The organism is Bacteroidales bacterium, assembly GCA_031276035.1.
GTDB lineage: Bacteria > Bacteroidota > Bacteroidia > Bacteroidales > BM520 > RGIG7150.
Window position 1 is genome coordinate 106,495 of the sequence record JAISNV010000028.1, and the last position, 16,370, is coordinate 122,864.

At 30.9% G+C, this 16,370-nt stretch carries 7 protein-coding genes; 1 reads left to right on the top strand and 6 read right to left on the bottom strand.

Annotated features, from left to right (window positions below; translation table 11 throughout):
* Positions 1–17 precede the first annotated feature (17 nt).
* Positions 18–587 carry a hypothetical protein gene (locus LBP67_07090; GenBank protein MDR2084741.1) on the bottom strand — a complete coding sequence of 190 codons (570 nt, stop codon included), beginning with the start codon at positions 585–587 and terminating at the stop codon, positions 18–20.
* A 477-nt stretch (positions 588–1,064) separates the two neighbouring features.
* Between LBP67_07090 and LBP67_07095 the strand changes: the two genes are divergently transcribed.
* Complete coding sequence (locus LBP67_07095) at positions 1,065–2,588, top strand: DUF4301 family protein (GenBank protein ID MDR2084742.1); 1,524 nt, start codon at positions 1,065–1,067, stop codon at positions 2,586–2,588.
* Between the two features lie 24 nt (positions 2,589–2,612).
* On the opposite strand, the gene LBP67_07100 is transcribed toward LBP67_07095, so the two are convergent.
* The 5 genes from LBP67_07100 to LBP67_07120 all read right to left on the bottom strand — a co-directional run bounded on the left by LBP67_07100 (position 2,613) and on the right by LBP67_07120 (position 16,230).
* Positions 2,613–4,481 carry a type IIA DNA topoisomerase subunit B gene (locus LBP67_07100; protein MDR2084743.1) on the bottom strand — a complete coding sequence of 623 codons (1,869 nt, stop codon included), beginning with the start codon at positions 4,479–4,481 and terminating at the stop codon, positions 2,613–2,615.
* Positions 4,463–5,593, bottom strand: coding sequence for a CAP domain-containing protein (locus LBP67_07105; GenBank protein ID MDR2084744.1), 1,131 nt, complete (start codon positions 5,591–5,593; stop codon positions 4,463–4,465). The genes LBP67_07100 and LBP67_07105 overlap by 19 nt, the downstream gene beginning before the upstream one ends.
* 342 nt (positions 5,594–5,935) lie before the next feature.
* On the bottom strand, positions 5,936–13,261 hold the full coding sequence (locus LBP67_07110; GenBank protein MDR2084745.1) for a C25 family cysteine peptidase: 7,326 nt from the start codon (positions 13,259–13,261) through the stop codon (positions 5,936–5,938).
* A 5-nt stretch (positions 13,262–13,266) separates the two neighbouring features.
* Entirely contained in the window at positions 13,267–14,829 is a 1,563-nt protein-coding gene (locus LBP67_07115; GenBank protein ID MDR2084746.1) for a T9SS type A sorting domain-containing protein, read from the bottom strand.
* Positions 14,830–15,192: 363 nt separating this feature from the next.
* On the bottom strand, positions 15,193–16,230 hold the full coding sequence (locus LBP67_07120) for a hypothetical protein (protein ID MDR2084747.1): 1,038 nt from the start codon (positions 16,228–16,230) through the stop codon (positions 15,193–15,195).
* Positions 16,231–16,370: the final 140 nt, after the last annotated feature.

The following is a 16,370-nucleotide window of genomic DNA, read 5'->3' on the forward strand; positions in this document are numbered from 1 at the left end:
TAAAAATTTTAATGTTTTCATAATAAGAAGTATTTTGTTAATGAAGTAACAACATTCTCGCTTTTATCTGATGGTGAACTTACTGTTGTTGTTACTGAATGTTCACACCAACCAAATTCACAACATTTACATCCGTTAATTTCTCCATTATTGTTAGTTCTAAATTCACAACAAGAACAACCAATTAATAAACCGGATGCTGATTTACATGTATGCGTTACTGGTGGTTTTTCTTGTTCTTTTGAAAAATCGGCATCACTCTTAACAGAAGTTAAGGGATAAGCTATCGCATAATTACAAACAATTAAGGAATCTTCTATATAAGTATTAGCATCTCCATAAACAATTAAATACTTAATTGTATCATTTCCGAAATCAACAATCTTCGTTTCTGTAATATTGATAATATTTTTACCATCAATCAATATTTTACCAATCAGGTCTATTTTTATATAAAAATCTTCGCCCACTCCATTGCAAAGGGCAATATCAGTTCCACTTAAATAGTAATTAGTTTTATCTTTTGCATGAACATTTATAGCAAACAAAAGGCAAACTGTCATTAATACGATAATTGTTCTTCTCATTGTATTCCAGTTTAATGTTAATAATTTGCAAATATAAAAAAAATATTTTTATCAAATTGTAAAAAACTTCAAATATTTTTTTACTTTTGAGTCTAAATATATTAAAAAATTTAATGTAAAATTATATTTTCTTATGCTCGTACTACATTTTTGCAATATATAATCTTCACCAACAATCTACACAAAATAAGTTATGATTATTATGATAAATTCAGTTATTAATTTGTTGTATATAAGTTTTACTATATCCTTAAAATTTCATTTCAAATATTTTTTCAATAGCTAATTATTCTTTTAAGATACATTAATATCTTCTTTTCATAAATGTCTAATATTATTTATTCTAAAATCTTTTCAATATATAATAATCGACTAACAATCAACAAACTGTCACAACAAACCCTAATTCCTTAAAAATTTCATTTTATATTGTTATTTATCATTTTCTCTTTAATTTTGCAGAAAAAATTTATCATTATGTTTTCTAAAGAAGATATCGAACAAATTAAAGTCAAAGGCATCAGTCCGGAAACAATAGAAAAACAACTTGAAATTTTTAGAAAAGGCGCTAAACATATCAAACTTTACAGAAGTGCGGTATTTATGCAAGATATTTCGGATATACTCAGCAAAGACGCCGTTGCCATGGAACCTGAGTTTAAAGTTTTGAGTTTCATTCCTGCAAGCGGAGCCGCAACACGAATGTTTGATAACTTATATAAAACTCTTGCGGCTATTAATGATGTCGGAGAGGAAAATTTTATTTTGAAAATAGATAATGACCATCAATCTGCTTTTACCTTTTTTAATAACATCAAGAAATTCGCTTTCTTTGACGAATTGGACGAATGTTTGAAAAAAGACGGGTTAAATATTAACGAGCTACTTAAAAAAAATAAATATAAAATTATTTTAGAATATATTCTTGGTAATAAAGGGTTGAATTTTGGTTCGAAACCGAAAGCCTTAATCCCATTTCACAAGGAAAAAGACAGGTTGAAATGTGCTTATGAGGAGCATATTACGGAGGCTGCTAAATATACAAAAGGTAAAGATATTTACTTACACTTTACTTTATCGCCCGAACATCTTAATGAATTTAATGAAAACTTTTTTAAGATTAAGGATTATTACGAAAATCAGCTCGATAAGAAAATTCATGTAGAAACCTCCATACAATCTCCTTCCACCGATACAATTGCTGTAAATCCCGACAATACTTTATTTAGAAATTCGGATAACAGTTTGTTATTCCGCCCGGGCGGGCACGGCGCATTAATTCATAATCTCAATGAATTAGATGCCGATTTCATTCTGATAAAAAACATTGATAATGTTGTACCCGACAGCAGGAAAAGTCTTATTATCAGAACCAGATTAAAAATGATGGACGATTTTGCTCAATTCTGTGCTTTAAGAAATGAAGCACTTCATATTCTGGAAAATGCAATCGAAAATAAAAAAGAAATAAACCTCACATTACCGGAGTCTATTGCAGTTACGGTATTAAAATTATTTCCACCCGACAATTACGACACATTAGAATATAATGAAAAATTAAACGTATTATATAATCTATTAAACAGGCCGATACGTGTCTGCGGAGTGGTTAAAAACGAAGGTGAACCTGGCGGCGGCCCGTTTGTAACCTACGATAATGACAAATTATCAATGCAAATTGTAGAAAAATCACAAATCGACATAAACAATCCTGATCAGGTTAAAATATTTGAAAGTTCAAAATATTTCAATCCTGTAGATATTATTTGTTGTACAAAAAATCACAAAGCCGAAAAGTACAATCTTGAAATTTATATTGATCATGATGCCGGATTTATCTCCAACAAAACTAAAGACGGCAAGCCATTGAAAGCTCTGGAATTACCTGGTTTATGGAATGGTGCCATGAGCAATTGGATAACAATTTTTGTCGAAGTTCCGATAGAAACTTTCAATCCGGTAAAAACAGTAAACGATTTACTACGGCCTTCGCATCAATAAAAAATACAAAAATACAGGTAACGGCTAAATAGCTTCTTCCCTCAAATTCTCCATGATAAAAATCTGCCGGTCTTTATCATTCTCTCCCATATAAAAAGATAACAATTCAGGAATCTGAGATGCTGTACTAAGTAAAACGGGATCAAGCCTCATGTTTTTACCAATCAAATTTCCGAATTCATCAGGACTAATTTCACCAAGACCTTTAAATCTAGTAATTTCGGGGTCTTTAACTTCTTTTATCGCTTTTATTCTCTCCTCTTCGGTATAACAATATCGCGTTTCTTTTTTGTTTCTAACCCTAAAAAGAGGTGTTTGCAAAATGTAAACATGTCCGCTCTTCACTAATTCAGGATAAAATTGCAAAAAGAAAGTCAGAAGTAAAAGCCTGATATGCATTCCGTCGACATCAGCGTCTGTAGCGATAACAACATTGTTGTATCTTAAACCTTCCAAACCGTTTTCGATGTTTAGAGCAGACTGCAGAAGATTGAATTCTTCGTTTTGATAAGCAATATGTTTTGGTTTCCCGTAACAGTTTTGCGGTTTTCCGCGTAAACTAAATACGGCCTGAGTTAAGACATCACGCGATTTTGTTATTGAACCGCTGGCAGATAATCCTTCGGTAATGAAAATCGTAGATTCCAATTTTCTTTCATTATTAGTATTGAAATGAACTCTACAATCGCGAAGTTTTTTATTATTAAGACTTGCTTTCTTCGAAGTTTCACGCGAAATCTTTTTTATTTCGTTTATTTCTTTTCTTTCTTTTTCCGAAGCTACAATTCTCTTGAGCATACTTTCGGCAACATCCTTATCTTTATGAAGATAATTATCAAGATTTCTCTTAATAAAATCATTAATAAAAGTTCTTATTGACCTTCCGTCGGGTTCCATTAACAATGAGCCTAATTTAGTTTTAGTTTGTCCCTCAAAATTAGGTTCAGTAATTTTGATACTTAGAGCAACAATAAGAGAATGACGAACATCCTGAGGATCGAAATCCTTCTTGTAAAAATCCTTAACAGTTTTCACAAAAGCTTCTTTAAGAGCAGCAACATGTGTACCGCCGTGAGGTGTATACTGACTGTTTGCAAAAGAAAAATACTCTTCACTATACGAGCTGTTCCTGTGAGTAAAAGCAACATCAATATCATCATCATAAAAATGTACGATAGGATATTCCATTTCACTCTCGGTTATGTTTTGCGCAAGCAAATCAAGTAATCCGTTTTTAGAAAGATATTTCTCACCGTTGTAATTGATTGTAAGTCCGATATTCAAATAACAATAATTCCAAAGAAGTTTATCAATATATTCTTCAATAAAATGATAATTGGTAAACAAGTCATTATCTGGTGTGAAAATAATTTTCGTGCCGTTTTTTTCTTCGCTGTATTCCAAACCCGATTCAAAAACGAGTTCGCCTTTAGAAAATTCAACAATTTTCTTTTCGCCGTTTCTAACACTTTCCGCTCTGAAAAACGAAGAAAGTGCATTAACAGCCTTAAGTCCGACACCATTTAAACCGACCGATCTTTTAAATGCACCGGAATCATATTTTGCGCCTGTATTGATTTTGGAAACACAATCTTTAAGACTGCCCAAAGGAATACCGCGTCCGAAATCTCTAACTGTAACGGTTCCGCTTTCATCAATATCCAAATTAATTGCTTTACCGCAGCCCATCATAAATTCATCGACGGAGTTATCCAGTACCTCTTTCAATAAAATATAAATCCCGTCATCTTGTGTAGCTCCATCGCCAAGTTTACCGATATACATACCTGAGCGATGCCTGATATGTTGATTCCAAGCTAAGGTTTTTACACTGTCATCGTTATAATTGGGGTCGTTTGTAACAAGCAGATTATTTACTTCTTCAGTAGCCATGCGTCTTTATATCCTTTCTTAACTAATTCATTTTTTAATATTTCTGCATCATCTTTATTGACGAATGAGCCGGCAGCAATACGGAATTGGTATTTTGCATCTTTATCGAAAACCGCACTTGAGTTTGAATACCCAATCTTTTTCATATTGGCAACAGCTTCATCTGCCGAGTGTTTATCCGAAGCAACCGAAACAATTACATACCACATTTCCGATGAAACAATTGTGTTTTCCTGTATAGCCGGAGTTTGAGGAACTACTACGGTTTCTTCAACAAATTTTTCCTCGATTATAGTTTTTTCATCAGGAATTTTATCGAAATTTTCGAAATCATCATCAGAAGTATTTTCTTCTTTTATCTTATTTATTTCATCAAGACCGATTGTAGTACTGCTGTAAGTTACTTCAACTTCATGTTTATTTTGTGAGTTATCGTTTTGACTTTTATTTGCATCATTAACATCCGCTCTGTCCCGTACAAAAACACCTCCAGGTGTTGTCGCAACAGTTTTAATCTCTTGACTTGTAGTTTCTTGCACAACCGGCATTTCCGCACATTTCTCAACTTCGGTAAATTTATCTTCCGATGGTCCGAACCAAACACAGAGATAACCTTCAAAATATCCCACTCCAATTGCAAGCCATTTTGTTGATGCATAAGGTTGTTTATTTAGTATAAGATTATTGAACGGAGGATTTTTTTTCCATTCATTTAAAACATCTTGGGCGGTATAATTATCCGACCCATAATACACAAGTTCTATGGATTGTCCTTTATACTGAGTCAACTCCGAAGGTTTGTTTTTCATGTCTTTAAAAGCAGTTTTGCTTTTATTATAACAAATTCTACTCCATCTGCCCTTATTCGACCATGAATTTAAAGAACCGCAATTATCCTGAGGCCTATTAATGCATAAATCCTTTGCATGAACATCAGCCACATAACATAATGAAGCAGATAGCTTCAATTCAGGTAAATTATTCTCAACTCTATATTGATTTATCAAATTAATGATTTCTTGTTCTTTATTATCAAGACATATCGAAGAAAAATCTTGTGATGATAAAGATAAAGACAATAAAATGAATATAATTGTCACAAAATATTTCATATGTAAATAACTTTAATCGTTTACTGTTAATTAACGTCATCTGATCCGAACATATCGGACACATGACTCAAAAAATAAACAAAGCATCATGAAAATCAACAAAATATTTATTCTCATTTATAGCACATTGCCATGTTGATTTCATAATTTATATCTGCCTATTAATTGATTTGCAAAAATACGAAACAATTGAAAATTCTAATTAATAATTAACAATTAATAATTAACAATTTAAAGTTAATAATGATTGGAGAAAAGTATTAGGTATAGAGATAATAACTGAATAAAAGTTAGAATGTATTCAATGCAGAAACATTCTAATCATCAATCATCTATTATCAATTAATTCTTCACCCATTTTCCTGAAATAATTTCATCTTCCACAATAACTTTATAAATATAAATTCCTTGTTTTATGGCCGATGTATTTATAGTGTTAGAACCTTTTTGAAGTCTAATAGAAATTTGTTTAGAACCGTTAATATTAAACAATTCGAAATTGTAAGACTCAATTTCAGAAACAACAGTAATATAATCTTTTCCAGGATTAGGGTAAACATGTATTTTATTTACATTATTGTCCACATTGTTGACTTTCAATTGTTGATTTTCAATTATAGGAATACTTTTTTCCATTGGCATTTCAGTTTCTATACAAATATCATAAAAGAAGCATAAAATATTTTTCGCCATGGCAGATGCAAGGCCGTCTACTTCCAAAGCAATTTTCTCCAAAGTTATTATTTCCTTTTCATCTAATTGCGCTAAAGACTTTCCTTGTTTTCTAATACTCTCTCTAAAATTATAATAAGAAAAATAATTTTGATTTTCATCTAATTCAATTTCAGACAAATCGAATGTTTTGGGGATATCCTTTATTATATCCTTTGCTTTTCCATATTCTTTTTCCAATATATGGGTTTCTGCTAAGAGATATTTCTGTAAAGGTTCTTGAACAATACTATACCATGGGTTTAAATCAAGAAGTTCAACAATACTGTCGTTTTTAACAAAAGAAATATTATTATTACTCAAATTAGACATTTCAATGCTGAATCCTGATATTTTATTGTAAATAAACAAAGCCTCTTCCAATAATATTTCATCTTCAAAATAACCAGTAGAAAAATATTCTTTTAAAACTTTGTCGTAACCTTTTTCAAAAAAGGTATTTTGCGTGTTATTATAATCAATATTAATACTTTTATACTGTTTTATGGGATCATCTATTATTATATATATTGAATCGCACAAAGTCGACTCGCATTTATTTTCATTTTTTGATAAAAACACTGTAATATTCGAGCTAATAGATACGGGTTCTAACATATTATTATCAAAATGATAATACTGTATAGACGTTAATAGATTTCCACAATAAATGTTACAATCAGTTGTATTTGAGAAAATATTATCAGCACCTTTTGTTTTATCTCCTTGAGAAGATCTGACTATACCAGTATTATCAATATATATATCGTATTTATTGTTTTCAAAAGAATTACAGTTAAATTGTAATCCTTTTATTTTGGCTATATTGTTATCTACTGTCGTGCCATTAATCCCACTTACATAAATACCATAGGTTAAATTTTGAAAATAATTTCTATAGATTATGTTTTCATCTGTACCTGAATTGTTTATATACATACCTGTAGTAATATAATTAGATTTTCCATCCGTGAATATATCGAATTGATTTTCTTCAATCAAATATCCGCTGCAATTTGATAAATGTATGCCAGACCATGAATTACCGCTTAGAGGAGTTGTAAAGTTGAAAGTTGATCTTGTTATTTGCATGTTATTTATTGCAGAAGCCTTTATACCTCTAAGGTTATTTCTAAATTCACAATTATCAATGACAATATTTGCTGCTGTGGAACTATGTTCTCCATATTCAATAGCACAATTAAAGCCTTGAAAGGTTGATCTTGTTAATATGCCATCGCATTCACAACCCTGATTAGGGGAAAGTCTACAAACTTCTAAAACTTTAAAACCTGCCGATAAAGAGTATATGGCTCTTCCTGCATGTGCTCCGCTCTTTAAATATTCAAAATTACATCCTGCGAATCTAACCCCTTCAACTTCGCATAACCTTATGTGTGAAACAAAAGTATATGGATTCTTAAACATATAATCGTCAATATAAAAATGGGTATCAATAATATAACTTGTATTTGAACAAACTTCACCATTATGAATATAACGGTAATCTTCCATTATTAACGAATAAAGATTATTCCTGAATATTGAGTTATTAATATTAACAATACCACCACCATCAAAATTTGATGTCATAATATCACCAGCTTTTATTGCAACAACTGCATTTTCTATACAAGCGCCATTTCTCATGATAACCTGCCCTTGGCAATCGGGATGTTGAACCATACTTTTATTTCCATAAACTTCAACTCCGCGCCAGAACTCATTTCTGCAAGCGTTTGACAATTTGCCGCCGTCAATAATTAATTTAGCGCCTGGTTTAACGATGATTTTACAATCAGGTGCCATAAATAATACAGAATTATGAATAGCTAGAGTTGCACCTGACTCAACAATAACATCTCCGCAAAATTTATGAGCAGTTGTCCATATAGTTGTATCACTAATAGTTATACCTGCACAAGTCGCTTTAAAATATTCTCCGGTATTTTGTGGATTTGCTCTTTCGCTTCCCCAACCTATAAAAATAGAATTACCTTTAGTTTCCCAAACATATACTTTGTTACCTGAGCCAGTAATTATTTCATTTTTTCCATTATTATCAATATCTGCTACACAAGGTGAACCAGGAATATCTTCATCTACATTTAAAGGAAATCCTAATACCTTTCTTCCACTCATTTTATAAGCCTCAATTAATTTACCACTTGCAACAATAATTTCTAATTCTAGATCATTATCAACATCTGCAAGGATTGGGGTTATTTTTTCAGGATAAAGATTTTCTATTGCTATAGTATTGATTAAATTGCCATTATGATCCCAAATTTTGACTTGATTGGACCCAAAAACAACAACTTCTAAATAATTATCTCCATCCAAATCACCCACAGCAATTTCCTTGGATAATAAACCTTGAGGATGTGAAATTGTCTGTGTATCATTCCATCCGTTTAGGGGAATACCATTACGATTAATTGCAACAACCCTATCTGAATTGCTTGTGGTATTAAAAACAACCGTTAAAACATCATTATAGCCATCATTATCTAAGTCACATACTATTACTGAGTTTTCAAAACTATAACCTGATAAATTATAAAACGGTTGATCTCCATAATCAGTCCCGTCATATTTCCAAATATATATACCTGATGTTTGGGCGTTTTTATAACAACCGATTATTTCTTTATTGCCGTCATTATTTATATCTGCAACTGCAAGAGCACCGTATGTGCCTCCAACCTCCCATGTGTCTCCAACTTCCGGAATATTATATTTTATTGTACCGTCTGAATTATATACAGCTATTCCACCATATTCCGAATAAAATATATTTTCCATTAACCCGTCTGCATCTAAGTCTGCAATTATAGGAGACCTGTAGCAAGGATTGTTTAACGGCGAGTTGTGTTTCCATTCTTCTATATTCGTCGGATTATCCTGAATGGGTATGGCAGAATGACAAAAAATATTGTTAGGCGAATGAAATTTTCTCGTCATTGACACTATTTTATAACCGCCAAACGGCTGTAATTCTCCGATTGCCGGTGTACATTGAATTTTATTACCAATTTCAGCTAAACCACTATATGTTGTAGGATTACCATCAATGTCAAACAATTCGCTACCATCTGGTTTTAAGCCTATCAGAAATCCATTATTTATACCGGCAATTTCTATACTTGCAAAAATTTCTTTTTCATTATCCGTATTTACGTCAATTGCATTTATTGAACTTTGAATTCTACCTCCACTATACATAGAGACAGGAAAACCATCCATTATTGAATAAGAAGTCCATGCCAATAGAGGATCCGACAAAGGTCCGTCATTGCCGCTGGTATCAACTGCTGATACCCTATAATAATATTTTGTAAGCACATCCAAGCCTGAGTCTTCATAAAACGCAGCCGGAAATACAAATGTGTTTATTTTCTCATAATCGCCAACCTCGCTGTCATCAATAGGATTTACATAACAACGATAAACATTATAACCTTTTATATAAGATAATGGTGTTAAGGGTGCCCATGTTAATTTTATAGATGTACTATCGCCAGTAAAATCAATACTTGAAATGTTTGCAGGTTCTTTTGTCAGATCGAAATTATAATTCCATAATTTACCATATTCATTGATAACTTGCAAGTTAAAATTTAATGCTTGTCCTGAAATATATGAAGGAGAAATAGAAAATTTATAAACAGTAGTATTTTTTTCTGTTTCATGTTTTTTAATTTCTGGATAGTTTCTTGGTGATGCGGAACAGTTTGTAATATATTGACTATTTGACGTAAGTATTGCAGTAACACCTGTTGCAGTAGCTTTACCTTTATTAAACAATTCAATATTAATACTTACAGTTGCTCCGGGGGCGATTTTACCTGTTAATATGATTTTATTTCTTAATTCTAAGTCAGGGTTAAATATTTCAATATTAAAATTATCATGGTAAGTATAAGTTGTTCCGCTAATAGTTGCGGTTATTTGAAGCATGAATTTTATTTGATCTAATTCGTTAAGAAATATTTCCGGGGCATCCGGGGCAATTGAAAAAACATATTTGGCAGGTGAACTTTTTGTACTTCCGGCACTTATTGTTCCAAAATTTGAAGTATTTGTTAAGATTGTAATGTATTGAGAGTTACAGGTTAAAATCGTTGAAACATTTGTTGCACTTGTTGTTGCAGAATTTTTTAATTGTATTGTCAGTTCAATTGTTTCTCCCGCATCTAATTGTCCATCACTGTTCCCTATACTATTATCGGCATCGTCATCATCGAAATCAAGGTTGGTAATATAAATATTTCTATTAACGGTTACATTACCGGTATGTTCGTAAGGTATGTAATTTTGTGCAGTAACAGTAACATTGACTATTCCTGTGGTATGTGGTGTAATAATAAAAGTATGCGGAGAGGTTGAGCCTGTTGATGTGATAGTTTCAACCAAATAACATTCATTTCCTTTTTGAATACAAACAGTCGCTGTTTTACCTGCGGAAAAGGTGTTTTTTAAAACAACACTAATAGTTACGTTACCATTTGTATCAGGATTATTTATAGAAATATTTTGTACAGGAGAAGTTTGCGGGGTTGCTGTCCATATAGGCATTTCGGGATCACCAAGGAGAGTGAGACGGCGTCTCTCATCATTATCACTTGGGTCTGGAGCTTGTTGAAAGGTAGTAGCAATACAATTCGTAGTATTGCTATTATATAAGGCCTGGCAAAAACGTTTGAATTGAACGTGTTCTCCATAATAACCGGCATCTGAGTTTCCGATAAAGGCAACTCCACCCCCATTTGGATTATTAATATAATGTTCTGCAATACAGTCATAATTAAATGATGCGGGCTCGCAACCATTTGAAAACATGATCTGTTGAAAATTAGTATTTATTAAATTAGCTGAATCAAAATCAGCATTTATAAAACTTTTGTTTTCTATTCTTGATATTCCCATACTCTTAATAGCAGAGTGTTGTATGTGATGAACTATATGAAAGTTACCCAAACCTGACTCACCGCCATTATTTAGACAAGATTTAGCATTAGTTTTATTCAAGCTTTGATTACCCGGAATACAAATTCCACCTGGCCTAATGACAAACGAAGAAATAGATACATAATCTATATATATATCAGAACCACCTGCAGAAACTCCTTTTATTCTAATTTTAGTTATACCTTGAGGTAAATTATAATAGATATGTTCTCTCCAACCTAAATATTTAGTATTGGCTCTGTATCTCTGTATTATACCCCAAACCGGCACAACCCATTCACCATTTAATTCATATTCAATAACCAGTTTGTCGCCTGTACTGTCAATATTATCATGATATACAGAAATTTTTATTGTTTGATTATTGGGAATATTTATTACAGGTGATATTAAATATGAATAGTTACCATTTCCAATGCTTGATGCTTTGAATTTCATTACCATATCTCCATGATGAACTCCTATAGAAGAAGGCGGGGGTACTCTTTCCCAATTATTGTCACTCTTTTGCCAACCATCAGGCAAATCAGTTGCAGGGTTTATATTTGTTTCAAAACTTTCATCCAAATAAGCAGTCAAATCACAATGAGGGTCCGTAAAATTATGGTAAGCATAAGGTGTGCTGTATGGATCGATAATATTAAACTGACAATCATAATTATCAAATAAAAACCATTTATTAATATTTGATGGCATGTGATTATTTGCTGTTTCTATATGTTCATCATAAAACCCTTCGTAAAACACACCACATTTATTTGTAGATAAAAAACCTGCTATACATAAAAAATTATTTACATAAGTATTCTCCTCCAGATTAGAGCACTTTTCGTAGTTAACAACCTTGTTGACAAAAGTTTGAGATTCAGCTACATTTTCTACTGAGGCTCTGCCCAGAAAAAAGGCATAATTATAATCTGTATCATCATTTTCTTCACCGAATTTGTTATTTTTATTTGCATTCCATGTACCTCCAACAGTTGCATAATAAAGATCTGTGGCATAGGAGGTTGTGTCAAATAATCGATCCGGAACAATATTAACGTCACCCCCAAGAAGGACAAAAAGACTTGCACCATATTTTGTATATGCTTCTTTTAAATAATTACGAATTTTCTCCTGCAAATCAGAGCCTTGGTATTCAGGTGCAATTTCTTCAATAGTTTTTATAATTGCTGGAACTCCTTTTTTTGTTTTCCAATCAGCCAATGTTTGGAACGTTGGTTTTAACTCATTGTTTGTTATTATTATATAATCCGGAATAAGAACGTCTATTGCAGAAGTTGAATTGCTATCGGTAGAATTACCGGCATCTTGATTGTATGAGTTATAAATTATTTGAACATTGTTATTTTTACTGTTTTCAACATCACTAACGTTTTTAACTATGCTTTGTACAAATTGCTTTCCTAATTCAGCCCTTTTATAAGATTGCTTTTCAAAAGGGATACTTAAATTATTATCAAATGAGCTAGAGTAATTAATTGTAAAACTTATGTTCTGTAAATAAATTTCTTGATTTACAGGATTATACTCTACAGGATATATCGCCAAAGTGACCACATGATATCCATGTGCATATCCGTCTGATATTACCTCTACCGTTTTGTTCGGGTATGGATCACTAGAATTATAGACAATAATATTAGGTTCTGAGAAAGGGGGAGGATCGCTACCATCCAGTGGTTGCAATGGTTGTGCTGGATAAATATAATAATTACCATCTAATTGTTGTTGTGTAACATTTATATCTAAACTTGTAACAGTTGATTCATAAGGCAAAACGTATGATACAATTTTTACCGGCAATTGCGGATTACCTACTTCATCTGTATATGAATCTTCAATAGTATTTATTTGTTGATACTCTCCGATTTGTTGAATTGTTAAATCGTTTGGGTTTAATAAATAACTATCGCTTATCTGTGCATTTGAAAAAGAGATAAAACCTATTAAAAGTACTATAAAAATTATTATCTTTCTCATTTCTACTATTTTTTTAATATCCTAATTACCTCATTATTAATTCTTAAAAAATATACTCCAGATTTAAGATGTGATATATCAGTCTGCCATTCATCATGTACTATTATCCATTGCACATCTTGTATTCTACCCATTATATTAAAAAGTTGTAAATCGTAAGCTATAGGTTGTAAATCGTAATTCCTAACTCGTAACTCTCCGGAAGTAGGATTAGGATAAGCCTGAATATTTGATTTAAAAGTCTCTGATAGAGAATTTGTACCCACGGCTAATCCGATTACTACCTCAGTAGCATAATCATCATCTGAAATTATGCCTTCATTAGTCATTGTTACTGTATAATTACCTATTTTATGAAATATAATTTTTCCATCTGTAATTGTATAATCTTCCTCAGGCGCAGGTAGTAAGTCGTTTTTAATAACTATATAATCTGTAAATATTCCGTCAAATTCTGATTCTTCAGAAAAAAGTATATCCTCAACGTATACTGTTTGTGATGTTAAGGTTTGTGTGCCAAATAATTTATAACAATTAATCTTGGAAAATGTAAATAAGTCGGAGAGTTGAAAGTGATTATTACTGCAATCTAAATATTCTAATAAAACATTGTTATTAAGGTCTAAACTATTTAAATGATTATTATTACACCTTAATTCCTGTAATACTGTATTATGGCTAAGATCTAAAAAAGTTATTGGACACAAGGCACAATTTAAATATTCCAATGCTATATTATTGTTCAAATCTAAATTATTTAAATAACTAAGATTCCAACAATATAAATATTTTAATGCAGTATTATTACTCAAATCTAAATTATTAAGCGCAGTAACTGAACAATCCAAATATTCTAATAATGTATTGCTACTCAAATCTAAATTATAAAGCATAATACCTGAACAATCCAAATATTCTAATTTAGAATTGTTATTCAAATCCAAACCGTTTGATATCATAATACCTGAACAATCCAAATATTTTAATTCGGCATTACTACTCAAATCCAAACTATGTAATACCATATTAGAACATTCTAAATGTATTAAGACCGTATTGCTATTAAGGTTCAAAGCAGTCAACAAATTATTATTACAATTTAAATATTCTAATACAGTATTGTTACTAAGATTCAATGGGTTAATATTATTATTATGACATTCTAAATGTTTCAACTCTGTACAATTACTAAGATTTAAACTATTTATGTTAGTATTTTGACATTCCAAATGTTCCAATTCTGTATTATTATTAAGGTTTAAACTATTAATATTTGTATCATCGCACTTCAAATGTTTTAACTTTGTATTGTTATTCAGATCTAAATAACCTAAGTTATTCGACGAGCAATCTAAATAAACTAATTCAGCGCACGAGCTAATATCAAAATAAGTCATTAGTTCATTGTTACAAATAAACCCTGCAAAATGGCAATCTCCTGTCGTTGCAGTAATATTAACAGAGTATTCCCCATAGTCATCATACTCATGATATATAGGAGTTATATCACCTGAACCTGTATAGCTTTCAGCAGGACTTCCATCTCCCCAGTCAACTGTAAATTGCATGCCATTAGCAGCATTAATAGAAAATAATTTCCAATATGGCCAAAATAGAATATCTGTTTTCCAATCAAAAGATATATATTCTTGCGCAAAACTGCCAAAATAAAACAGTACTGCAAATAAAGTAAAAATTAGTTTTTTCATCTGTTCATTTTTTTTAAGTCATTAATACATTTTTATTTTATTTAGATGATTTATATGCTTTCTATTTACACGACACAATGGTTATAAATCATTTTTCACAAATTTTTCGTAAACAACATCACCACAAACAGTATTTATCTTTATATTATAAATTTCTTTTGCAAAATTGTTTATATCAATATCAAATATATTAGAATTTATATTATAAATGACTTTTACTTCTTAGCCTGATATATTGGAAATATTAATACTCTTTATTTGATAATCTAAAGATTCTATTTTAAGTATGCTTGTCGCTGGATTGGGATAGATTGATATCCCATAAGAATAATCTTCAATTGATAAATAATCAAAAAGAACTTCTATTGTTTGATCATAAAAAACATTTATAAATGTATATTGTCCTGCTTCTACAGCTTGTTGGTTACTCATTCCGTCTATTAGTACTTCATTAATATAAAAACCTTCATCGGGAGTAATAATAAAACTTTGATCATAGTTTTTAGGTACCTTAACATAACCATTAGGTTCAATACTTCCACCGTAACCATTTACAAAGGCATTAATATAATAATATATGCATGTGCAATTTTCACAACCCTCTCGCTTATATAACAATTCATTATTATGATAGAAACATGTCAAATAACAATAATCTGAAAATTGAATATCATCTCCATATACACCTAATAATAAATTTGAGCTTCCAAGTCCTTCTACCCATACACCTGAAATATTATTTGAAGATCGATAACTCAAATAATAAGCTTTTCGTTTTTCCCCATTATATAGATAATAATCCTTAATTTCTTTGATTACATAATAGCAATCATTTGATCGATTAAAATATCCACATCCCCCGCCATATATATCACCTTGAAAATCAAAAAATATAGTATCTCCAACTTCCACGCCGAAATCATACAATAAGACTTCTACTTCATAACCCATAAGTTCTGTTATTTGTGGAAAGACAGCAAGAACTTTACGGTCTTCTGTTTCACGTATATAAAATTCATTATATGCACAATATCCATCAAAAAGAATTTTATAAAAGGTGTTACCTAAAATATTTATTGTTTCATTTGCAGTATAATATCTAGTGTTTTCTTTTATATCCTGTTCGGGAACATTCCGGAAATTTATCCATTCGGCATTTTCCATAGGAAAAGAGACATAATCATCTTTTTGTTCCTGTGCAATGAGCGGTTTTATTATGACTATAGCGAATAATAACAGTATTAGATTCAATATTTTCATAATTTATTCAGTTTTTATTTGTAATTATTTATTATTTTTTTTATCAAAGTCAAATATCAGCTATATAAAAAGATAGTTAAAATTTCGCCAAAGATAATCAAGGCGTTTAATTAAACTAATATTTTGTTAATTTTTTTTTA

Excerpts from the sequence above, each read along its gene's own strand:
- LBP67_07105 (MDR2084744.1), bottom strand. The coding sequence starts at position 5,593 with ATGAAATATTTTGTGACAATTATATTCATTTTATTGTCTTTATCTTTA.
- LBP67_07095 (MDR2084742.1), top strand. The coding sequence starts at position 1,065 with ATGTTTTCTAAAGAAGATATCGAACAAATTAAAGTCAAAGGCATCAGT.
- LBP67_07090 (MDR2084741.1), bottom strand. The coding sequence starts at position 587 with ATGAGAAGAACAATTATCGTATTAATGACAGTTTGCCTTTTGTTTGCT.
- LBP67_07120 (MDR2084747.1), bottom strand. The coding sequence starts at position 16,230 with ATGAAAATATTGAATCTAATACTGTTATTATTCGCTATAGTCATAATA.
- LBP67_07100 (MDR2084743.1), bottom strand. The coding sequence starts at position 4,481 with ATGGCTACTGAAGAAGTAAATAATCTGCTTGTTACAAACGACCCCAAT.
- LBP67_07115 (MDR2084746.1), bottom strand. The coding sequence starts at position 14,829 with ATGCAATTTACAGTTGACTGGGGAGATGGAAGTCCTGCTGAAAGCTAT.
- LBP67_07110 (MDR2084745.1), bottom strand. The coding sequence starts at position 13,261 with ATGAGAAAGATAATAATTTTTATAGTACTTTTAATAGGTTTTATCTCT.